This is a genomic window from Paracoccus zhejiangensis (assembly GCF_002847445.1).
In the GTDB taxonomy this organism is placed as follows: Bacteria; Pseudomonadota; Alphaproteobacteria; order Rhodobacterales; family Rhodobacteraceae; genus Paracoccus; species Paracoccus zhejiangensis.
The window spans coordinates 2,095,671-2,115,452 of record NZ_CP025430.1 but is presented as its reverse complement, the minus strand read 5'-3'; the positions used below and the strand labels follow the sequence as shown (position 1 = coordinate 2,115,452).

Sequence of the window (19,782 nt, the reverse complement as noted above, 5' to 3'; positions counted from 1 at the left end):
ACCATGCTGCAATCCGATCTGACCGCTGAAGTCGCAGGAAGCCGCAAGCTCTGGACCGCCGACGAGGCGCGCGCGCTCTTCGATCAGCCGTTCATGGACTTGCTGTTCCAGGCCCAGACCGTGCATCGCCGGACCTTCGATCCGAACCGGGTGCAGATGAGCCGGCTTCTGTCGATCAAGACCGGCGGCTGCCCCGAGGATTGCAGCTATTGCAGCCAGTCCTCGCGCTATGACTCGGGGCTCTCGGCCTCGAAGCTGATCGAGGTCGAGCGGGTGATCGCCGAGGCGCGCCGGGCGCGGGATGCCGGGGCCACGCGCTATTGCATGGGCGCGGCCTGGCGCAGCCCCAAGGAACGCGACATGGCGCAGGTCATCGCCATGGTCGAGGGGGTGAAGGCTCTGGGGATGGAAACCTGCATGACGCTGGGGATGCTGGATGGCGACCAGGCGCAGCGGCTGAAGCGCGCGGGGCTGGACTATTACAACCACAATATCGACACGTCGGAAGCGCATTATGCCAGCGTGATCACCACCCGGACCTTCGCCGACCGGCTGGAGACGCTGCAGAACGTGCGCGACAGCGGCATCAAGGTCTGTTCGGGCGGGATCCTGGGTCTGGGCGAGGGCAACCAGGACCGGGTCGAGATGCTGGTGACGCTGGCGAACCTGCCCGAGCCGCCCGAAAGCGTGCCGATCAACATGCTGATCCCGGTCGAGGGCACGCCGCTTGCGGATGCCGCGCCGGTCGATCCGATCGATTTCGTCCGCACCATCGCCACGGCGCGGATCATGATGCCCGAAAGCCATGTCCGCCTGTCCGCTGGCCGCACCGGGATGAGCGACGAGATGCAGGCGATGTGCTTCTTTGCCGGGGCGAACTCGATCTTCGTCGGCGACACGCTCTTGACCAAGGACAATCCCGGCGAGGACCTGGACATGCGGCTGTTCGCGCGCCTGGGTCTCAAGCCGATGGCCGCGCACGAGCATCACCCCGAGGATCGCCCTGCGGCGCCGGGCGAGGCGCAGCGCGAGGCCCTTCGGCGCGCCGATCCGGCGATCCCGGTCCTGCGCTGAGGGGCGCAGCGCCCCGCCAACCGGACAGGAATGAGATGGCAGAACCTGCGGACCGTCTGGCCGTGTTTCGGGACCAGCTTGCCGATCTGGCGGGGCAGGCGCGGCTGCGCCGGCTGAACCCGCGCGCCGGCGTCGATTTCTCCTCGAATGACTATCTGGGACTGGCAGGCTCGCCCCGTCTGGCCGATGCGGCGCGGCGGGCGCTGGAGGCCGAGGTTCCGGTCGGGGCGGCCGGATCGCGTCTGCTGCGCGGCAATGTCGATCTGCAGGAGGCCTTCGAGGCCGAGGCGGCGCGGTTCTTTGGTGCCGAGGCGGTGCTGGGCTTCGGCGGCGGCTACGTGGCGAATTTCGCCCTGCTCAGCACCCTGCCGCAGCGGGGCGACCTGCTGTTGTTGGACGAGCTCTGCCATGCCAGCGCCAATGAGGGCGCGCGGGCCGGGCGGGCCGAGGTGCTGCGCTTTCGCCATGGCGATGTGGGCCATGCCGAGGCGCTGATCGGCACGTGGCGTGCAGATGGCCATCGCGGCACGGTCTGGATCGCAGTCGAAAGCCTTTACAGCATGGATGGTGACATCGCGCCGCTGGACGATCTGGCGAAGCTCGCCGATGCGCAGGGCTTTTTGGTCGTCGACGAGGCCCATGCGACCGGGGTCTACGGTCCCGAGGGTCGCGGGCTGGCGCATCATCTGGAAGGGCGCGAGAATGTCGTGACCCTGCACACGCTCGGCAAGGCTCTGGGCGGGTCGGGGGCGCTGATCTGCGCGGCGAGGCCGTTGATCGACTTCCTGATCAATCGCAGCCGGCCGTTCATCTTTGCGACCGCGCCCTCGCCGCTGATGGCCGCCGTGGGGATCGAGGCGTTGGCGATCCTGCGCGACGAACCCGAACGGCGGGCGACGCTGCAAGCGCATGTGGACCTGTTCAATGCTGAACTGGCGCGGCGGCTGCCGGAGGTAAAAACCAGCGGCAGCCAGATCGTGCCGCTGATCGTCGGCGGCGATGCCGAGACCATGGAACTGGCCGCTCAGATCCAAGGCCGGGGTTTCGATGTCCGTGGGATACGGCCGCCGACCGTGCCGGTCGGCACCTCTCGGCTGCGGGTCTCGCTGACCCTCAACGCCACGCAGGACGACGTGCTGCGGCTGGCCGAGACGCTGGAGGAGCTATGGCCCGCTATGTGATCACCGGCACCGGAACCGATGTCGGCAAGACGGTGTTCGCGGCCGGGCTTTGCGGGCTGATCGGTGCGGAGTACTGGAAGCCGGTGCAATCCGGGCTGGTCGGGAACCTGCCGAACGAGGGTTGCACCGGGCCCGCACAGCCTGTGCACAGCGCGTACACCGCCCGTACTCAGGCAGCGCAGCAGGCCACCGACGCCGCCGATGTCGTCCGGCTGTCGGGCGCGCGCGTCTATCCCGAGGCCTACCGCCTCGGCCAGCCGCTGTCGCCGCATCGCGCCGCCGAACTGGACGGGGTCGAGATCGATCCCGCTCTCCTGACCCCGCCGCCGGTCGATCCGCTGGTGATCGAGGGGGCGGGAGGCGTCCTGGTGCCGGTGACGCGGCAGGTCCTCTTCGCCGATCTCTTCGCGGACTGGCAGATCCCGGTCATTCTCGTCGCCACCACGGGATTGGGGACGATCAGCCACAGTCTCACCGCGCTGGAAAGCCTGCAAACCCGGATGGTGCCGGTGCATGGCGTGGCCTTCGTCGGGCCGGAGAACGCGGACAACATGGCGACCATCGGGCAGATCGGCGGGGTCAAGGTGCTGGGGCGGTTGCCGATGTTGCTGCATCTTGACCGCGACAGCCTGTCGGCGGCGATGGCGGAAAACTTCCGCCGTGCGGATTTCTGAGAAAGGCACAGCCATGAGCGTCAGCGCCGTCTGGCATCCCTTCACCCAGCACGCGACCGAACCCGCGCCGCCGGTGGTCACCCGCACCGATGGCGCCTGGATCGAGACCGACCGGGGGCGGCTTCTGGACGGGATCAGCAGCTGGTGGGTCGTGACCCATGGTCATCGCCAGCCACAGATCATGGCGGCGATCCGCGAGGCCAGCGAGGTGCTGGACCAGGTGATCTTCGCCGGGCTGACCCATGAGCCGGCGGAGAAGCTGGCCGAGGCGCTGGTCGAAATGGCGCCCGGGGGTCTCGCCCATGTCTTCTATTCGGACAGCGGCTCGACCGCCGTCGAGGTGGCGCTGAAGATGGCGCTCGGCTATTGGCGCCACGCGGGCGATGGGCGGCACCGGATCGCGGTGATGGAACACAGCTATCACGGCGACACCATCGGCACGATGAGCGTGGGCGAACGCGGGGTCTTCAACGCCGCCTATGATCCGCTGATGTTCGGCGTGGAGAAGCTGCCCTTTCCGACCGGCGACGGGCAGGCGACGCTGGACGCTTTCGAGACGCTGGCCCGCAGCGGCCAGATGGCGGCGCTGATCCTCGAGCCGTTGGTGCTGGGGGCTGGGGGGATGCTGATGTATGCGCCCGAGGTGCTGCGCGGGCTGCGCGAGATCTGCGACCGCCATGACGTGCTGCTGATCGCCGATGAGGTGATGACCGGATGGGGCCGGACCGGGCGGCTCTGGGCCTGCGACCATGCCGGAATCGCGCCGGATATCCTGTGTACAAGCAAGGGCCTGACCGGCGGCGCGGTGCCGCTGGCGGCGACGCTGGCCAGCGAGAGGATTTTCCGGGCGCATTATTCCACCGACCGGACCCGGACCTTCTTCCATTCGTCCAGCTACACCGCCAACCCGATCGCCTGCGCGGCGGCGCTGGCCAATGTTGCCCTGTGGCAGGCCGAGCCGATGCAGCAGCGGCTGGACAAGCTGGCGGCGCTGCAAGCCGAGCGGCTGGCACGGTTCGAAGGCGATGCGCGCTTCGAGAACCTGCGCCAATGCGGCACCATCACGGCGCTGGACCTGCGCGTGGGCCAAGGCGGCTATCTCGCCGAGGACGGGCCGCGGATGCGGGCGCATTTCATGGCCGAGGGCGTGCTGCTGCGGCCCCTCGGCAATACCGTCTACCTGCTGCCGCCCTATTGCGTCACCGGCGAGGATCTGGACCTGGCCTATGCTGCCATCGACAGCTACGGCAGGATATGAAAAAGGCGGGGCGCAGTGGCCCCGCCTTGCTTTCACGATGCCGGCGTCTGGCCGTCAGAGGCCCATCGCCTGGTAGCTCTGGGCGATGCGGCGGATGGAGACGACATAGGCTGCGGTGCGCAGATCCTCGACCTTCTCATCGCTGTACCAGATCTCAGCCATGCTCTGGAACGCGCCGCGCATGGTGTCGTCGAGACCCGAGCGCACCAGCTCGATCTCGCTGGCACCCTTGAGGTAGCGGTCCTTGAAGTCCTTGGTCAGCGTCCAGCCCAGGCCCTTGTCGGCCGAGAGCCGCTCGAGTTCGTTGACCAGCAGATTGGTGCGGGCCTCCTGCTCGCGCCGCTCCATCCGGCCGAAGCGGATATGGGTCAGGTTCTTGACCCATTCGAAATAGGAGACGGTCACGCCCCCGGCATTGGCATACATGTCGGGGATGATGACAATGCCGCGCTTCTTCAGGATGGCGTCGCCCTCGGCGGTGATCGGGCCGTTGGCGGCCTCGACGATCAGGCGGGTGCTGATGCGGTCGGCATTCTCGGCATTGATCACGCCCTCGATTGCCGCCGGGATCAGGATGTCGCAATCCAGTTCCAGTGCGCCAAGGCTGTTCTGGCTGTAGCTGGTGGCGCCGGCAAAGCCCGCGACCCCGCCGGTTTCGCGGATATGGGCCTGCAGGTCGGCGATGTTCAGACCATCCTCGTTCACCACCGAGCCGTCCCGCTCGGCCACGGCGATGATCTTGCAGCCGTCATTGTCCGACAGGAACTGCGCGGCATGGAAGCCGACATTGCCGAGGCCCTGCACGATGACCCGCTTGCCGTCCAGCCCGCCGGTCAGGCCGGCGGCCTTCATCGCCTCGGGATGGCGGAAGAATTCGTGGATCGCATATTGCACGCCGCGCCCGGTCGCCTCGACCCGGCCGGCGATGCCGCCGAAGGACAGGGGCTTGCCGGTGACACAGCCGCGGGCGTCGATGTCGTCGGGATGCAGCCGCTTGTAGGCATCGGCCATCCAGGCCATCTCGCGCTCGCCGGTGCCCATGTCGGGGGCAGGGACGTTCTGGCTGGGCGAGATCAGGCTGCGGCGCGACAGCTCGTAGGTGAAGCGGCGGGTGATCCGCTCCAGCTCGTCCTCGCTGTATTGGCGGGGATCGATGGCCAGACCGCCCTTGGAGCCGCCGAAGGGCACCTCGACCAGCGCGCATTTGTAGGTCATCAGCGCGGCCAGTGCCTCGACCTCGTCCTGGTTGACCGACAGGGCATAGCGGATGCCGCCCTTCACGGGTTCCATATGTTCGGAATGGACCGAACGATAGCCAACGAAGGTATGGATCGCGCCGCGCATCCGCACGCCGAAGCGCACGGTATAGGTCGAGTTGCAGACCCTGATCTTTTCCTCGAGCCCGGGGGGCAGGTCCATCAGCCTTGCGGCATGGGTAAACATACGGTCAACCGAGTCGCGGAACGACGTGTGAGGCTGTGACATGATCGATCCCTCCTTCTGATGTTTTGATTTCCCTGTCCCTCTTGAGTGGCCTTTGCCGAAGAAACAGGCAAGTTTTTTTCGTGTTCCTGCCTAAGATTGGGAAACCGATCCGGCCCGCTTCAAGTTATGTCCGCGACGGAGGCCGATTTTTGCCTGCGGAGATCTGCTGCTGCACTGGCGTCGTGGTCATTTTAGGCTTATGAAGGACGGGTTCTATTTTCGACTTGTCATTCCTTTCCTATCAAGCCCGATCCAGCTGAGCGGCCATCTGTCATAGTTAGCGTATCGAACCAGTCCTGCCCGGAACTGGGGGAAGTTAAGTTCACCGACGTAAGTTTCGGAGGGTTAAATGGTATTGAGAAAAGTCTCGCCCATCACAAAGGGGCGAAAGTTCAAGCAAGTGCTTGAAGGTGCCCGCAAGGTGTTTCTGCGGGAAGGCTATGCTGGGGCCAGTGTCGATGACATCGCAGGCGAAGCCAAAGTGTCCAAGGCGACGCTCTACAGCTACTTCCCTGACAAGGAGCAGATGTTCAGCGAGGTGTTCCGCGCTGACTTGGTGCAGGAAGACGAGGAGCCGCTGTTCCCGGTCTCCAGCGACCTGCCGGCGGCGCGCGCGCTGCCGCAGATCGTGGAAGTCATGGCCGCGCGGATCGTGTCGCCCGCAGGGCTTCACGCCTATCGGATGCGGGTGGGGGAATCCGCCCGGTTTCCCGATCTGGCGCGGGAATATCACGACGCCATCCATCGCCGGCAGCGCGATGCCCTGCGCCAGGTGCTGGAGCGCTGGGTCCGACGCGGCGAGCTGGAGATCGTCGACACCGAGCTTGCCGCCGAACAGCTGATTGCGCTGGCCGCCGCGCTGATCCGTGACCGGGCGCTGTTCCTGGGCAGTGACAGTGTCACTGACCTGCATCTGCGCCGTATCACCGACCGGGCAGTGCAGGTCTTTCTCTCGGCCTATACGCCGCAATTCGAGAACTCGCACGGGCTGTCGCGCGGCGCTCGATCCTATCCCGGGGATCGCAGCAAGACCGTGCCACCGATGGAATGACATTCCGGCAACAGCGGCCGGTTTTCGGCGGGCGCTGAAGGGATCGTGATAATCGCGTCAGCTTAACAAGCTGCTAGCATGATCCTATAAGGCACCACACGCCGAACCGGCCCGTTGCAATCGGGCCCGCCAGCCACGGACCAGACATGACCAGAACAGTGATCCTGCCCCTTCTCGCCTCGGCCCTTCTGCTGACGGCCTGTATGCCCGCACCGGCGCCGGTGCCCGAACCCATGCCGATGCCCGTGGTCCAGCCGATGGTCGCCCCGGTCGCGGGCGTTGCCGGGCTGCAGTCGCGCGAACCCGACCTGTGCAAGGCGAAGGACTACGCCAGCTCGCTGTCGCAGCCGGGCTCGATCATCCCGCAGCTTGGCATCACCAAGGAATACCGCGTGGTCGAGTATCGCGGCATCGAGCCGCAGGAATATGACCCGAACCGCATCGTCTTCCGGCTGGACGCCGCGGGCAATATCCAGAACGTGGATTGCGGCTGATGCGTCTCGCCAGCCTCACCCTTGCTGCTGTGGCGGTGATTGGGCTTGCCGCCTGCGAGCCGCTGCCGCCCAATGGCAATCCCGGGCCGCTGCCGCCGGAGCCCGCGCCCAAGGACGAATGCGGTGCAGCCGGCTACAAGGGCCTGATCGGCCAGCCCCGCGAGGTGCTGAAGCCGATGAAATTCCCCATCGGCACCCGGGTCATCGGCCCCGAGGATGCGGTGACCGCCGACTACCGCGTCGACCGGTTGAACATCGAATACGGCCAGAGCGGGCTGATCGAGAAGGTCAGCTGCTACTGAGCCTTTCAGGCAATCGATTGAAAAGGGGCGGCGCGGGCCGCCCTTTTTTCGTTTGCTTTGCCGCAGGTGCAATGTCACCATTCGGTCATGATGAACGCATCGCCGCCGTTTCATGCCGACCCCGACCGCGTCGTCTTTGACCGGGCCGAGTTGGGGATCATCCTGACCGTCTATGGCCGCATGGTTGCCGCAGGTGAATGGCGCGATTACGCCATGTCCTTCCTGCGCGATGTGGCGGTCTTCAGCGTTTTTCGCCGCGCCGCCGAGCATCCGCTCTACCGCATCGAGAAGCGGCCGAAGCTTAGGGGTGCGCAGGGCGCCTATGCCGTCATCGGCATGGATGGCCGCATCCTGAAGCGAGGCCATGACCTGCCGACGGTGCTGAGGGTGCTGGAGAAGAAGCTGATCCGCGCGGTGGAATAGCGCCTCAGCCGCCAAATAAGCGCAGCGCCAGCGGCGCGATGATCGCGGTCAGCACCGCATTCAGCCCCATGCCGATGCCGGCGAATGCCCCCGCCGTCTCGTTCACCTGGAACGCCCGGGCGGTGCCGATGCCATGCGCCGCCACGCCCACCGAAAAGCCGCGCGCCCGCCAGTCGCGGATGTGCAGCGCGTTCAGCAGCGGCGTGGCGATAATCGCGCCGAAGATGCCGGTCAGCAGCACCAGCGCGGCGGTCAGGGTGGGGCGGCCGCCGATCCGCTCGGCAATGCCGATGGCGACCGGCGCGGTGGTCGATTTCGGCGCCAGCGAGGCCAGCACCTCATGCCCGATGCCGAAGCCCCGCGCGATCAGGATCACAGAAACCACGGCCACGCCCGAGCCGACCAGCAGCCCGGCCAGCATCGGCAGCGCGGCCTTCTTCACCCGCGGCAGGTTGTCGAAGAGTGGCAGTGCCAGCGCGACCGTGGCGGGGCCGAGCATGAAATGGACGAATTGCGCGCCCTCGAAATAGGTCTGGTAATCGGTCCGTGTAATCCACAACAGAGTAGCGAGGATCAGCACCGCGATCAGCACCGGATTGGCCCAGCTTTGCCGCCCGGTCCGGCGGAAGGTGGCATCGCCGATGAGATAGGCCACCAGCGTCGCGGTCAGCCACAGCAGCGGCCCCTGCGTCAGATAGGACCAGATCATCGCCGGATCAGACATCGGGCTTCTCATCCTCGGGCGCGGTCGATCCGGTCAGACGGGCCACGGCGGTGAAGGCCAGGGCCCCGGCGCCGATGGCCAGCACGGTCGAGCCGGCAATGGCCACGACCAGCCCCAGCCCCTCTTCGCGCAACAGATCCATATGCGCGACGATGCCGACGCCGGCGGGGACGAAGAACAGCGACAGATGCGCCAGCAAGCCCTGGGTCACCGGGCGCAGCCGATCGGCCAGCGCCGGGCGGGCAAGGCAGCAGGCGACCAGCAGGCACAGACCCACGACCGGGCCAGGCAAGGGCAGGTTCAGCGCCCGCGAACTGACTTCGCCGACCAGCTGATAGCCAAGGATGATTGCAAGCGCACCGATCATGTCGCTGATAGTAGCGCGAAAATATCTTGTGGCGACCCCTTTCATCTTGTGGATAACCTGCCTGCCGGCCCCATATCTAGCGGTTCTGGTTGACTTGGAGGCCGTCCCTGCCGACAATCCGGCAACGAAACCCGATTCTGACGGACCCCGCCCTTGCGCTTTGACCGCCTGAAACTGAACGGCTTCAAGAGCTTCGTGGACCCCACCGATCTGGTGATCCGCGAGGGGCTGACCGGCGTGGTCGGTCCGAATGGCTGCGGCAAGTCGAACCTGCTCGAGGCCCTGCGCTGGATCATGGGCGAGAACCGCCCGACGGCCATGCGCGGCTCGGGCATGGAGGACGTGATCTTCGCCGGCACCTCGCGCCGGTCGGCGCGCGGCCATGCCGAGGTGACGCTGACCATCGACAACCGCGACCGGCTGGCACCTGCGGGCTTCAACGAGGACGATCATATCGACATCGTGCGCCGCATCACCCGCGATGCCGGTTCGGCCTACAAGATCAACGGCAAGGAGGTGCGCGCCCGCGACGTGCAGATGCTCTTCGCCGATGCCTCGACCGGCGCGCACAGCCCGGCGCTGGTGCGGCAGGGGCAGATCTCGGAACTGATCAACGCCAAGCCGCAGAACCGGCGGCGGATTCTGGAAGAGGCGGCGGGGATCTCGGGCCTCTATCAGCGGCGGCACGAGGCCGAGCTGAAGCTTAACGGAGCCGAGGGCAACCTGACCCGCGTCGATGACACGCTGGAACAGCTGGCGACGCAGGCGGCATCGCTGGCTAGGCAGGCGCGGGCTGCGGCGCGATATCGCGAGATCGGCGCGGCGCTGCGGCAGGCCGAGGGCGTGCTGCTCTATCGCCGGTGGGCCGAGGCCGATCAGGCGCGGGCTGCGGCGGCCGAGGCGCTGGCGCAATCGCTGCGTGCGGCGGCTGAGGCCGAGGCGGCGTCGCGTGCGGCCAGCGCGTTGCGCGAGAAGGCCGAGGCCGGATTGCCGGCGTTGCGAGAAGAGGAACAGATTGCCGCCGCGATCCTGTCGCGGGTGGTGGTCGAGCGCGAGGCGCTGGACGAGGCCGAGGCGCGGGCCGCCGAGGCGATCACCCAGCTTCAGGCGCGCATTGCCCAGCTGGACCGTGACATCGAGCGCGAGGCGGCGCTGAACCGCGATGCGGGCGAGGTGATCGAGCGACTGACCTGGGAAAAGAGGGAACTCGAGAAGGCCGGGCAGGGGCATGAGCCGCGTCTCGACGCCGCCGCCGGCATGGCCGACGAAGCGGCCGAGGCGCTGCGCGAGGTCGAGGCGCGGCTGGCCGAACTGACTGACGAATCCGCACGTCTGGCCGCGCGGCACCAATCGGCCGAGCGTCTGGCCTCGGACCTGCGCGACATGCTGTCCCGCGCCGAGCGGGCAGCGGGCGAGGCCGATCAGAACGCCACGCGGGCCGCCGAGACCGGGCGCACGGCCGAGGTGGCGCTGGCGGAAGCCGAGGCGGCGCAGGAGGCCGCCCGAGACCGCGCCGAGGGGGCCGAAGATGCGTTGACCGGCGCCGAGGCGGCGCGGGCCGAGGCCGAGGGCGCCGAATCCGCCGCCCGTGCCGCCCGCGCCGAGGCCGAGGGCGAATCCGGCGCGCTGGCCGCCGAGATGGCGGCGCTGAAGCGGCTGGTCGAGCGGGGCGATACCGGCGGCAAGTCGATCCTTGACCGGGTGAAGGTCGCAAAGGGCTATGAAATCGCCTTCGGTGCGGCGCTTGGCGATGACCTGCGCGCCGGGCTGGCGGCGGATGGCACCTCGGGCTGGCACAAGCTGCCGGGCTGGGACGCGCCGCAGGCGCTGCCCAAGGGCACCGAGCCGCTGGCGCCGCATGTCACCGGACCCGAGGCGCTGGACCGCCGGCTGTCGCAGGTGGGGCTGGTCGCGGATGCCGCCACGGCGGCGGGCCTACAGGCCGCGCTGGCACCGGGTCAGCGGATCGTGACGCGGGCGGGCGATCTGTTCCGGTGGGACGGGATGCGGGTCATGGCGGGCGAGGCTTCGTCCTCCGCCGCGCTGCATCTGCAGAAGGTGAACCAGCTGGCGGAGATCACCGGGCAGGCCGAGATTGCCGCCGAACGCGCTTCGGGCGCGGTCGAGGAGCACGAGGCGGCCAAGGCGCTGCTCTCCTCGGCGGCGATGGCCGAGAAATCGGCGCGCGAGGCGCGGCGCGAGGCGGAACGGCTGCTGTCGGATGCCGCGCGCGCGGCCACCCGCGCCGAGTCGGACCTGTCGCTGGCCACCAGCCGGGCCGAATCCGCCCGCGCCGAACTTGCCCGGCATCAGGCCGACGCCAGCGATGCGCGAGGCCGTCTGGGGCAGGCCGAGCGCGCGCTGGCCGATCTGCCCGATCGCGGCGCGGCGGCGCAGGCGGTCGAGAATGCCAAGACCGGGGTCGAGGCCGCGCGCATCGCCACCATGTCCCGCCGTTCGGCGCTGGATGAGCTGCGGCGCGAGGGCAATGCCCGGATCAAGCGGCAACAGGAGATCGCCAAGGAGGAATCCGGCTGGCGGCATCGTCTGGATCAGGCCGGCACCCGTGCCGCCGAACTGACGGCACGCCGGGATGCCGGTGCCGAAGAACTGGCCAATGCCGAGGCCCAGCCCGCGCTGCTGGCCGAGAAGCGGGCAACGCTGACCGGGCGCGAGGCTGAGGCCGAGACGCGGCTCGACAAGGCGCGGGTGGCGCTGACCGCAGCGGATCTGGCGCTGCGCGAGGCGAGCCATGCCGAGCGCGACGCCGAGCGCCATGCATCGGAAGCGCGCGAGTTGCGCGCCTCGCGTGAGGCGCGGGCCGAGGCGGCACGGGATGGCGAACAGGCGGCGCGCGCCCGCATCCATGAGGAAACCGAGGGCACACCGCAGGCGCTGCTCGAAAGCCTCGCGGATGCCGATACCGAGACGGCGGCGACGGCACTGGAGGATCAGATCGCCCGGCTGCGCAGCCAGCGCGATGCGCTTGGCGCGGTGAACCTGCGGGCCGATGAGGACAAGCGCGAGCTTGAGGCCGAGCGCGACACGCTGGCCGCCGAGAAGAACGATCTGGAAGAGGCCATCCGCAAGCTGCGCGCCGGAATCGGCAGCCTGAACCGCGAGGGGCGCGAGCGGCTGCTGGCCGCCTTCGACACGGTAAACGGCAATTTCACCACGCTCTTCACCACGCTCTTTGGTGGCGGCGAGGCGCGGCTGGTGCTGGTCGAATCTGACGATCCGCTGGAAGCCGGGCTGGAAATCATGTGCCAGCCACCGGGCAAGAAGCTGAGCACGCTGAGCCTTTTGTCGGGGGGCGAGCAGACGCTGACGGCGCTGGCGCTGATCTTCGCGGTCTTCCTCGCCAATCCCGCGCCGATCTGCGTGCTGGACGAGGTGGATGCACCGCTGGACGATGCCAACGTCTCGCGCTTCTGCGATCTGCTGGACGAGATGACCCGGCGCACCGATACGCGCTTCCTCATCATCACCCACCATGCCGTCACCATGTCGCGCATGGATCGCCTGTTCGGCGTGACGATGGTGGAACAGGGCGTCAGCCAACTGGTCAGCGTCGATCTGAAGCGCGCCGAGGCTCTGGTCGCCTGACACCCCGCGGGTTAGGCTGCGGCCAATCCACGGAGGAATCACATGAGCATCGAGACCCGCCTGACCGACCTTGGCATCACCCTGCCGGACGCCCCCGCACCTGCGGCGAATTATGTGCCCTTCGCGCGCTCGGGCAATCTGGTCTTTGTTTCGGGCCAGATCAGCCAGGGCGAGAACGGGCTGATCAAGGGCCGTCTGGGGGAAAACATGGACGTGGCCGCCGGTGCTGCCGCCGCCCGTCGCTGCGGGCTGTCGCTGATCGCGCAGGTCAAGGCCGCTGTCGGTTCGCTGGACAAGGTGGCGCGGGTGGTGAAGCTGTCGGGCTTCGTCAACTCGACCGGCGATTTTACCGACCAGCCCGAGGTCATCAACGGCTGTTCCGACCTGATGGTCGAGGTCTTTGGCGACAAGGGCCGCCATGCCCGCGCCGCCGTCTCGGTTCCGGCCCTGCCGCGCGGTGTGGCGGTCGAGATCGAAGCGATCTTCGAGGTGGAATGATGGCGCTGCCCGAAAGCTTCATCAACATCCCCATCGCCCATCGCGGGCTGCACGGACCCGGCGTGCCGGAGAACAGCCTTGCCGCCGCCGAGGCCGCGATCGCCGCCGGCTACGGGATCGAGCTGGACATCCAGCCCGCCGCCGATTGCGTGCCGATGGTGTTTCACGATTACGACCTGTCGCGGCTCGCGGGCGATGAATCCTATATCGCCGATATCTCGACCGAGGATCTGTCCGGGTTCAAGCTGTCGGGCAGCGATCAGGCGATCCCGACGCTGGCAGAGTTCCTGCGCACCGTCGCGGGGCGGGTGCCGCTGCTGATCGAGATCAAGGATCAGGATGGCCGGCTTGGCGACCAGATCGGCGAATTGCACCGGCATGTGGCCGAGCAGTTGCAATCCTATGAGGGGCCGGTGGCGGTCATGTCCTTCAACCCGCATACCGTCGCGGCCTTCCACGAGCTGGCGCCGGGCATCCCCTGCGGCTTGACCACCTGCGCCTTTCCCGAGGATGACTGGCCGATGCTCGACGAGGAAACCCGCGACAGCCTTGCCGCGATCAGCGATTTCGACCGGTCGGGTTCGTGCTTCATCTCGCATGACAAGTCCGACCTGACCAATCCGCGCGTCGATGCGCTGAAATCGCAGGGCGTGCCGATCCTCTGCTGGACCGTGCGCTCGGCCGCGCAAGAGGCCGAGGCGCGCCAGATCGCCGACAACATCACCTTTGAAGGATATGCCGCGCCGTTGTGACGGTTCCGCATAGCTACAGGACCCGCGGCGCGCGATCTGCGCCGCGGGTCGTTTTTTGAGACGACAGGACCAACCCATGACCCAGCTTGCCCCCGGACTTGACCTGCAGATCATCGATGCCGGGCGTGGCGATCCTGGACTGGAAGCGGTCATCGGCGAGATCTTCGCGCTGTTTGCGGGACGAGAGCGCGAGTTCGGCGTCAATCCCGATGTAGTGATTGATTATCCCGATCTCGAATGCTCGGATTTCCTTGCCGATCCTGCGGCCTACCTGACCCGGCGGCAGACCGAGGTCGAGGCCGATCGCGGCGCGCCGCTGGCCCGGATCGTCATGCTGACCACCTATCGCGACCGGATCGGCGCCGCGCTGACCGATGCGGGCTTCATCCTGACCCCGATCGACATGGGCGCGGGACCACTGGGCACGGCCTTCCTGACCCGCGATCTGGGCGCGGAGGGGCCGGTGCTTTATGTCGAGGCGGTGAACGAGGCCGATCCCCGGATCAGTCCGAGTTTCGCGCTCCGGCTGACCGATGCCGCGGGGCGGTTGGTCGGCGGCGCCTGCGGCTCGGTCCAGCGCGAGGGCGGTGTGGCGCGGGCCTATCTGGCGATCATGGCGGTGGCGCCGGACCAGCCGGCGGGAACCGGAACGGCGCTGGCACAGGCGATGACCCATCATCTGACGCAGATGGGGGTCACACAGATCAACTTGGGCACCCAGACGGCGGATCGATTCTACGAGAAGCTGGGCTTCCGGCAGCAGCATGTGGTTCAGCCCAAGCTGCGCTTCCGCGAGGGGGTGGAGGGCAAGCGCGTCTGGCATGACCTGGTGATGATGCAGCGCGACTTGTGAAAAACGGCGGTCCCGGAGGACCGCCGTTTCGCCATCTTACGCTGCGCGGGTATTGCGGCGGGCGCGGAAGCGGCGCGGTTTGGCCGGCTTTCCGGCCTCGCCACCGGCAGCCTCGTGCGAACGGCTGCCGCCATGCGCGGGCTTCGGACCCCGCTTCGGCCCATGCGGCGAGTTCGAGGCCTTGCGCGGACCTGCGCGGTCATCGCCGCGACCCGAGGGCAGCGGGGATTTGCCGCTGGCGACCGGGATGTCCATCTTCATGACCTTCTGGATCTGGCGCAGCTGATCGGCCTCGTCCGGGGCGCAGAAGGCGATCGCCTCGCCCTCGCGACCGGCGCGGGCGGTGCGGCCGATGCGGTGGACATAGTTGTCCGGCGTATCGGGCAGTTCATAGTTGATGACATAGGCCACGCCCGGGATGTCGATCCCGCGCGCCGCCACATCGGTGGCGACCAGCACCGTGACCTGACCGTCGCGGAAGGCCTTGATGGCGCGGTCGCGCTGACCCTGGCTCTTGTTGCCGTGGATCGAGGCGGCATTGTAGCCATCAGCCACCAGCCCCTTCATCAGCTTCTCGGCCCCGTGCTTGGTGCGCGCGAAAACCAGCGTCAGCGCCGAGAGATCGCGCGACAGGATCTCGCGCAGCTTGCCGGGCTTGGCGCCTTTCTCGAGGAAATGCACCGACTGGGTCACCTTGTCGGCGGCTTTGCCCGGAGGCGAGACCTGCACCTTCTTCGGGTTGGTCAGATAGGCGGCCGAAAGTTCTTCCATCTGCTTCGGCATGGTGGCCGAGAACAGCATGGTCCGGCGCGGCTTGCCGAGGCGCGGAGCGATTTTGCGCAGGGCATGGATGAAGCCCATGTCCAGCATCTGGTCGGCCTCGTCCAGAACCAGCTGGCGCACGGTCGACAGATCAACCGCGCCGCGTTCCATCAGGTCAATCAGCCGGCCCGGGGTGGCGACGAGAATGTCGGTGCCGCGTGCGAGCAGCTGGATCTGGCGGCCGATGGACTGGCCGCCGACGACGGTGGCGATGCGCAGGCGGGTGCCAAGAACCAGCGGGCGCAGGCTGTCGGCGATCTGGTTGACGAGTTCGCGGGTCGGGGCCAGCACCAGTGCCTTGACGGTCTTGGGCTGGGGTTTCCTGTCTTCATCGGTCAGCGAGGCGATCAGCGGCAGGCCGAAGGCCAGCGTCTTGCCGGTGCCGGTCTGGGCGAGGCCCAGGATGTCATGACCCTGCAGCGCCAGCGGGATCGCCTGCGCCTGGATCGGGGTCGGGTCGGTGAAGCCTGCATCGGTCAGCACGCGGCTGAGCTCCGGCGTCAGGCCGAGGGTGGTGAAGTCAAACACAATTATTCCTTTCGCCCCAATCACGGCAGAAGGCCGGGGGCATGTCGAGATCGGACAGCTTGCCAGGGGCAAGTTGCGCGCGGGTAATCGCAAGGAGCAGCGCGTCTGGCGCGACAGAACCTTGCGTCTAGAACCCTGCGTGATGGGAACCGGGATATCTTGTCGCTGATGCGCCCGTCCGCGATCTGGCGGAGAAATGGGCGCTGCCGGCTCACGCGGCGGCGCAGCGAACTTTGGTCATCTGGGGCATGACGCGTCAAAAGTCAAGCCGGCAAGTCGTTCAAATCAGAACCATCTGTCGCGGACGCAACTGCCATCCGGCGGCAGGTCGTCGAAACTGTCGAACCCGTCGAAGCGGAAAAGCGGGATCGCCTCGACACTTTCGGGCTCGGCCAGCCGCAGGTTCACCGCGATCCGCCGCCGCCCATCTGCGGGCGGGGCAAGGGCGCGCCAATAGGCGACACAGCCGCAATCGGGGCAGAAGTGAAAGCCGATCGACTCGCTGCCCCAGATATAGGCCATGTTGCGGCCCTGCACCTCGATCCGCTCTCCCTCGATATCATAGGCCCAAAGGACGCCATAGCGACGGCAGAGGGTGCAGTTGCAGATCGTCGCCGCCTCGGGCTGGCCGCGGAATACCCAACTCAGCCCACCGCAATGGCAGCTGCCGCGAAGATCATCACTCATGACGCTGCCCCTGTTGGCGATCCGAGCGGATGGTTGCACGGGCGGCAAGAACTGTCATCGGGGGCGCGAAAACCCCAGCGGAACTTGGCCGAACCGATTGGTCGCGTTAGTCTGGCACCATGACCAGAGCACCCATCGCCGTCCGCCAGCTTGGCCCCGAGGAGCTCCCACGGGCGCGGGCGCTGAACCGGCTGTTCGCGCAGGTCTTTGACGATCCCGACAGTTATCAGGCGAACCCGCCGGATGACGCCTATCTGTCGGACCTGCTGACGCGCGGGCAGGTCATCGTTCTGATCGCGGAAGTGGGCGGGGAGGTGACTGGCGGACTGGTCGCCTATGACCTGCCAAAGCTCGAGCAGCGCCGCAGCGAGATCTACATCTACGACCTCGCCGTCAGCGCGGACCATCGCCGTCAGGGCATCGCCACCGCGCTGATCGACCATCTGCGCCAGATCGCCCGCACGCGCGGAGCATGGGTGATCTACGTGCAAGCCGATCACGGCGACGACCCGGCCATCGCGCTTTACACCGGGCTTGGCCAGTGCGAGGACGTGCTGCATTTCGACATCGCCCCCGAGTGACGCGGGGCACCGCTCACCGCCCCGTGCAGACGCTGCCCCCTGACAATCCCGGATTCCCGCCTTATCTCTGGGCGCATGAGCAGTGACGCGATCAGCATCGAGACCCATTCCGACATCAGCACGATCCCGGCGGAAGACTGGGACCGGCTGGCCGGCCCGCATCCCTTTACCTCGCACCGGTTCCTGCACGCGCTGGAAGCCTCGGGTTCGGTCGGGCGCGGCACCGGCTGGCAGCCGCTGCATCTGGCGGCCCGTCGGGACGGCGCGCTGATCGGGGTGGCGCCGCTTTATGCCAAGTCGCACAGCCAGGGCGAATACATCTTCGACCATGCCTGGGCCGATGCCTTTGAGCGCGCGGGCGGGCACTATTACCCCAAGCTGCAATGCGCCGTGCCCTTCACCCCGGCCACCGGCCCGCGCCTCTTGTCGCCCGATCCCGGCGTCAAACAGGCCCTGCTGGCCGGCATGGCGCAGATTGCCGAACGGGTGGGGGCCTCGGGCGTGCATGTGACCTTCTGCACCGAGGGCGAGGCGGAACTGGGTGCCGAGGCCGGATTCCTGCCGCGAACCACTCAGCAATATCATTGGGTGAACCGGGATTACGCCGATTACGACGCCTTTCTGGCCGATCTGTCCTCTCGCAAGCGCAAGGCGCTGCGGAAGGAACGCGAGCGGGCGCAGGGCTTTGGCGGCACCATCCGACAGTTGACCGGCGACCAGATCCAGCCCGAGCACTGGGATGCCTTCTGGCGCTTCTATCAGGATACCGGCAGCCGCAAATGGGGCCGGCCCTATCTGACCCGCGCCTTCTTCGACCAGATCCATCAGACCATGCGCGACGACATCCTGCTGGTTCTGGCCGAGCGCGAGGGTCGGCCCATCGCCGGGGCGCTGAACTTCATCGGCGCGGATACGGTCTATGGCCGCTATTGGGGCTGTGTCGAGGATCACCCCTTCCTGCATTTCGAGCTCTGCTATCATCAGGCCATCGACTTCGCCATCGAACAGGGGCTTTCCCGGGTCGAGGCTGGCGCGCAGGGTGAACACAAGTTGGCCCGGGGCTATCTGCCGGTCGAGATCCACTCGCTGCACTGGGTGCAGGACCCGGGGTTCTTGCGGGCCCTGGCGCAGTATCTGGACCAGGAGCGCAGCGCGGTGGGGGCAGAGATTGCGGAGATCGCGGATTGGGGACCGTTCCGGCGCGGGTGAGCAGCAGACCCCGGCCCGGATGCGCCGCGCCAGCGGCCCGGGCCAGCGCCGGACCTCTGCCTCAACGAAAACGCCCCGCCGTTTTCGGGCGGGGCGCTGATCATCAGGTCAATCCGCAGCTTACTGCGGAATCTGCGCGGTGATACCTTCGACGAAGAAGTTCATCCCCGACAGCTCCTCATCCGACGCGACCGCACCTTCGGCCAACCAGTCGCTGCCATCGGCCTTTTTCAGCGGGCCGGTGAAGGGGTGATAGGCACCCGAGGCGATCTGGTCGCGCAGCGCCTCGGCCTCGGCCTTCACCTCGGCAGGCACGGTCTCGGTGATCTCGCCGATCACCACCTCGCCATCGCCGATCCCGGCCCAGGTGCCTTCGCTGGCCCAAGTGCCATCCAGCGCCGCACCGACGCGCTTGATGTAATAGGGCGCCCAGTTGTCGATGATCGACGAAATCCGCGGCGAGGGCGCGAAATTGGCCATGTCCGAGGCCTGACCAAAGCCGAGGGCGCCGGCCTCCTGCGCCTTGGCGAGCGGCGCGGTGGAATCGGTGTGCTGCATGAACACGTCGACGCCCTCGGCGATCAGCGCGGCGGCGGCATCGGCCTCTTTCGCGGGATCGAACCAGCTATAGACCCAGACCACCTTCATCTCGACGTCGGGGTTGACCTTCTTCGCGTGGATATAGGCCGAGTTGATGCCCTGGATGACCTCGGGGATCGGGAAGCTGCCGATGTAACCGATCTTGTTCGACTCGGTCATGCGCCCGGCGATGGTGCCGATGACGGCGCGGCCCTCGTAGAAGCGGGCGTCGTAGGTGGCGACGTTGTCGGCGCGCTTGTAGCCGGTGGCGTGCTCGAATTTCACATCCGGGAACTTGGCGGCGACGTTGATCACCGCATCCATGAAGCCGAAGCTGGTGGCGAAGATCAGCTTGTTGCCGGCCAGCGCCAGCTGGGTCAGCGCGCGTTCGGCATCGGCGCCCTCGGGCACGCTTTCGATGAAGGTGGTCTCGATCTTGTCGCCATATTCGGCCTCGATCGCCTGCCGGCCCAGATCGTGCTGATAGGTCCAGCCGCCATCGCCGACGGGACCCACGTAGATGAAGCCGACTTTCAGCTTCTCATCCTGCGCGAAGGCCGGAATGGCCAGCGTCATGGCGCCAAGGGCGGCCGCAGAGGCCAGAAGTTGTCTGCGTTTCATGGTCTTTCTCCTG

Annotated in this window: 20 protein-coding genes; 14 read left to right on the top strand and 6 right to left on the bottom strand. The window is 67.2% G+C overall.

Features of this window, described 5'->3' with window-relative positions:
• Window positions 1-3: 3 nt before the first annotated feature.
• The 4 genes from bioB to CX676_RS10245 are packed head-to-tail and all read left to right on the top strand — an operon-like array spanning window position 4 to window position 4,187.
• The gene (gene bioB / locus CX676_RS10260) at window positions 4-1,074 is read left to right on the top strand and encodes a biotin synthase BioB (protein ID WP_101752531.1); all 1,071 of its coding nucleotides are present in this window, start codon (window positions 4-6) and stop codon (window positions 1,072-1,074) included.
• 35 nt (window positions 1,075-1,109) lie between these two features.
• Window positions 1,110-2,255 carry an 8-amino-7-oxononanoate synthase gene (locus tag CX676_RS10255; RefSeq protein WP_101752530.1) on the top strand — a complete coding sequence of 382 codons (1,146 nt, stop codon included), beginning with the start codon at window positions 1,110-1,112 and terminating at the stop codon, window positions 2,253-2,255.
• Complete coding sequence (gene bioD, locus CX676_RS10250; protein ID WP_101752529.1) at window positions 2,240-2,929, top strand: dethiobiotin synthase; 690 nt, start codon at window positions 2,240-2,242, stop codon at window positions 2,927-2,929. Before CX676_RS10255 ends, bioD begins: the two co-directional genes overlap by 16 nt.
• Window positions 2,930-2,942: 13 nt before the next feature.
• Window positions 2,943-4,187, top strand: a complete 1,245-nt coding sequence (locus CX676_RS10245) for an adenosylmethionine--8-amino-7-oxononanoate transaminase (protein ID WP_101752528.1) — start codon at window positions 2,943-2,945, stop codon at window positions 4,185-4,187.
• Between the two features lie 54 nt (window positions 4,188-4,241).
• Here CX676_RS10245 and CX676_RS10240 read toward each other — a convergent pair whose 3' ends face one another.
• On the bottom strand, window positions 4,242-5,672 hold the full coding sequence (locus tag CX676_RS10240; RefSeq protein WP_101752527.1) for a Glu/Leu/Phe/Val family dehydrogenase: 1,431 nt from the start codon (window positions 5,670-5,672) through the stop codon (window positions 4,242-4,244).
• Between the two features lie 421 nt (window positions 5,673-6,093).
• Between CX676_RS10240 and CX676_RS10235 the strand changes: the two genes are divergently transcribed.
• The 4 genes from CX676_RS10235 to CX676_RS10220 all read left to right on the top strand — a co-directional run bounded on the left by CX676_RS10235 (window position 6,094) and on the right by CX676_RS10220 (window position 7,942).
• Window positions 6,094-6,723 (top strand): TetR/AcrR family transcriptional regulator, encoded by a 630-nt coding sequence (locus tag CX676_RS10235; protein WP_232816408.1) that lies wholly within the window; start codon window positions 6,094-6,096, stop codon window positions 6,721-6,723.
• 146 nt (window positions 6,724-6,869) lie between these two features.
• Complete coding sequence (locus CX676_RS10230) at window positions 6,870-7,217, top strand: hypothetical protein (protein ID WP_101752525.1); 348 nt, start codon at window positions 6,870-6,872, stop codon at window positions 7,215-7,217.
• Entirely contained in the window at window positions 7,217-7,519 is a 303-nt protein-coding gene (locus tag CX676_RS10225) for an I78 family peptidase inhibitor (protein ID WP_101752524.1), read from the top strand. The genes CX676_RS10230 and CX676_RS10225 overlap by 1 nt, the downstream gene beginning before the upstream one ends.
• Window positions 7,520-7,609: 90 nt before the next feature.
• The gene (locus tag CX676_RS10220) at window positions 7,610-7,942 is read left to right on the top strand and encodes a DUF2794 domain-containing protein (protein WP_101754256.1); all 333 of its coding nucleotides are present in this window, start codon (window positions 7,610-7,612) and stop codon (window positions 7,940-7,942) included.
• Between the two features lie 4 nt (window positions 7,943-7,946).
• Here CX676_RS10220 and CX676_RS10215 read toward each other — a convergent pair whose 3' ends face one another.
• A complete protein-coding gene (locus CX676_RS10215; protein WP_101752523.1) occupies window positions 7,947-8,666 on the bottom strand; it encodes an LrgB family protein in 720 nt (239 codons plus the stop codon).
• Window positions 8,659-9,033, bottom strand: coding sequence for a CidA/LrgA family protein (locus tag CX676_RS10210; RefSeq protein ID WP_101752522.1), 375 nt, complete (start codon window positions 9,031-9,033; stop codon window positions 8,659-8,661). Before CX676_RS10210 ends, CX676_RS10215 begins: the two co-directional genes overlap by 8 nt.
• 153 nt (window positions 9,034-9,186) lie before the next feature.
• Between CX676_RS10210 and CX676_RS10205 the strand changes: the two genes are divergently transcribed.
• The 4 genes from CX676_RS10205 (at window position 9,187) to CX676_RS10190 (ending at window position 14,742) form a co-directional block, all read left to right on the top strand.
• Window positions 9,187-12,639 carry a chromosome segregation SMC family protein gene (locus tag CX676_RS10205; protein WP_101752521.1) on the top strand — a complete coding sequence of 1,151 codons (3,453 nt, stop codon included), beginning with the start codon at window positions 9,187-9,189 and terminating at the stop codon, window positions 12,637-12,639.
• A 42-nt stretch (window positions 12,640-12,681) separates the two neighbouring features.
• Window positions 12,682-13,137 (top strand): RidA family protein, encoded by a 456-nt coding sequence (locus CX676_RS10200; RefSeq protein WP_101752520.1) that lies wholly within the window; start codon window positions 12,682-12,684, stop codon window positions 13,135-13,137.
• Entirely contained in the window at window positions 13,137-13,889 is a 753-nt protein-coding gene (locus CX676_RS10195; RefSeq protein ID WP_332872927.1) for a glycerophosphodiester phosphodiesterase family protein, read from the top strand. Before CX676_RS10200 ends, CX676_RS10195 begins: the two co-directional genes overlap by 1 nt.
• 76 nt (window positions 13,890-13,965) lie before the next feature.
• Window positions 13,966-14,742 carry a GNAT family N-acetyltransferase gene (locus tag CX676_RS10190; protein WP_101752518.1) on the top strand — a complete coding sequence of 259 codons (777 nt, stop codon included), beginning with the start codon at window positions 13,966-13,968 and terminating at the stop codon, window positions 14,740-14,742.
• A gap of 36 nt (window positions 14,743-14,778) precedes the next feature.
• Here the strand turns inward: CX676_RS10190 and CX676_RS10185 are convergent, their stop codons facing one another.
• Window positions 14,779-16,092 (bottom strand): DEAD/DEAH box helicase, encoded by a 1,314-nt coding sequence (locus CX676_RS10185; protein WP_101752517.1) that lies wholly within the window; start codon window positions 16,090-16,092, stop codon window positions 14,779-14,781.
• A gap of 285 nt (window positions 16,093-16,377) precedes the next feature.
• A complete protein-coding gene (locus tag CX676_RS10180; protein WP_101752516.1) occupies window positions 16,378-16,779 on the bottom strand; it encodes a GFA family protein in 402 nt (133 codons plus the stop codon).
• A 119-nt stretch (window positions 16,780-16,898) separates the two neighbouring features.
• Between CX676_RS10180 and CX676_RS10175 the strand changes: the two genes are divergently transcribed.
• Window positions 16,899-17,360, top strand: coding sequence for an AAC(3)-I family aminoglycoside N-acetyltransferase (locus CX676_RS10175; RefSeq protein WP_101752515.1), 462 nt, complete (start codon window positions 16,899-16,901; stop codon window positions 17,358-17,360).
• A gap of 75 nt (window positions 17,361-17,435) precedes the next feature.
• Window positions 17,436-18,569, top strand: a complete 1,134-nt coding sequence (locus CX676_RS10170) for a GNAT family N-acetyltransferase (protein WP_101752514.1) — start codon at window positions 17,436-17,438, stop codon at window positions 18,567-18,569.
• Window positions 18,570-18,689: 120 nt separating this feature from the next.
• On the opposite strand, the gene CX676_RS10165 is transcribed toward CX676_RS10170, so the two are convergent.
• Complete coding sequence (locus CX676_RS10165) at window positions 18,690-19,769, bottom strand: BMP family ABC transporter substrate-binding protein (RefSeq protein ID WP_101752513.1); 1,080 nt, start codon at window positions 19,767-19,769, stop codon at window positions 18,690-18,692.
• Between the last annotated feature and the right edge of the window lie 13 nt (window positions 19,770-19,782).

What these genes read in the sequence shown, in the direction of transcription:
- CX676_RS10165 (WP_101752513.1), bottom strand. Translation starts at nt 19,769, where the DNA reads ATGAAACGCAGACAACTTCTGGCCTCTGCGGCCGCCCTTGGCGCCATG.
- bioB (WP_101752531.1), top strand. Translation starts at nt 4, where the DNA reads ATGCTGCAATCCGATCTGACCGCTGAAGTCGCAGGAAGCCGCAAGCTC.
- CX676_RS10230 (WP_101752525.1), top strand. Translation starts at nt 6,870, where the DNA reads ATGACCAGAACAGTGATCCTGCCCCTTCTCGCCTCGGCCCTTCTGCTG.
- CX676_RS10200 (WP_101752520.1), top strand. Translation starts at nt 12,682, where the DNA reads ATGAGCATCGAGACCCGCCTGACCGACCTTGGCATCACCCTGCCGGAC.
- CX676_RS10210 (WP_101752522.1), bottom strand. Translation starts at nt 9,033, where the DNA reads ATGATCGGTGCGCTTGCAATCATCCTTGGCTATCAGCTGGTCGGCGAA.
- CX676_RS10245 (WP_101752528.1), top strand. Translation starts at nt 2,943, where the DNA reads ATGAGCGTCAGCGCCGTCTGGCATCCCTTCACCCAGCACGCGACCGAA.
- CX676_RS10240 (WP_101752527.1), bottom strand. Translation starts at nt 5,672, where the DNA reads ATGTCACAGCCTCACACGTCGTTCCGCGACTCGGTTGACCGTATGTTT.
- bioD (WP_101752529.1), top strand. Translation starts at nt 2,240, where the DNA reads ATGGCCCGCTATGTGATCACCGGCACCGGAACCGATGTCGGCAAGACG.
- CX676_RS10225 (WP_101752524.1), top strand. Translation starts at nt 7,217, where the DNA reads ATGCGTCTCGCCAGCCTCACCCTTGCTGCTGTGGCGGTGATTGGGCTT.
- CX676_RS10175 (WP_101752515.1), top strand. Translation starts at nt 16,899, where the DNA reads ATGACCAGAGCACCCATCGCCGTCCGCCAGCTTGGCCCCGAGGAGCTC.
- CX676_RS10195 (WP_332872927.1), top strand. Translation starts at nt 13,137, where the DNA reads ATGGCGCTGCCCGAAAGCTTCATCAACATCCCCATCGCCCATCGCGGG.
- CX676_RS10190 (WP_101752518.1), top strand. Translation starts at nt 13,966, where the DNA reads ATGACCCAGCTTGCCCCCGGACTTGACCTGCAGATCATCGATGCCGGG.
- CX676_RS10220 (WP_101754256.1), top strand. Translation starts at nt 7,610, where the DNA reads ATGAACGCATCGCCGCCGTTTCATGCCGACCCCGACCGCGTCGTCTTT.
- CX676_RS10255 (WP_101752530.1), top strand. Translation starts at nt 1,110, where the DNA reads ATGGCAGAACCTGCGGACCGTCTGGCCGTGTTTCGGGACCAGCTTGCC.
- CX676_RS10170 (WP_101752514.1), top strand. Translation starts at nt 17,436, where the DNA reads ATGAGCAGTGACGCGATCAGCATCGAGACCCATTCCGACATCAGCACG.
- CX676_RS10180 (WP_101752516.1), bottom strand. Translation starts at nt 16,779, where the DNA reads ATGAGTGATGATCTTCGCGGCAGCTGCCATTGCGGTGGGCTGAGTTGG.
- CX676_RS10215 (WP_101752523.1), bottom strand. Translation starts at nt 8,666, where the DNA reads ATGTCTGATCCGGCGATGATCTGGTCCTATCTGACGCAGGGGCCGCTG.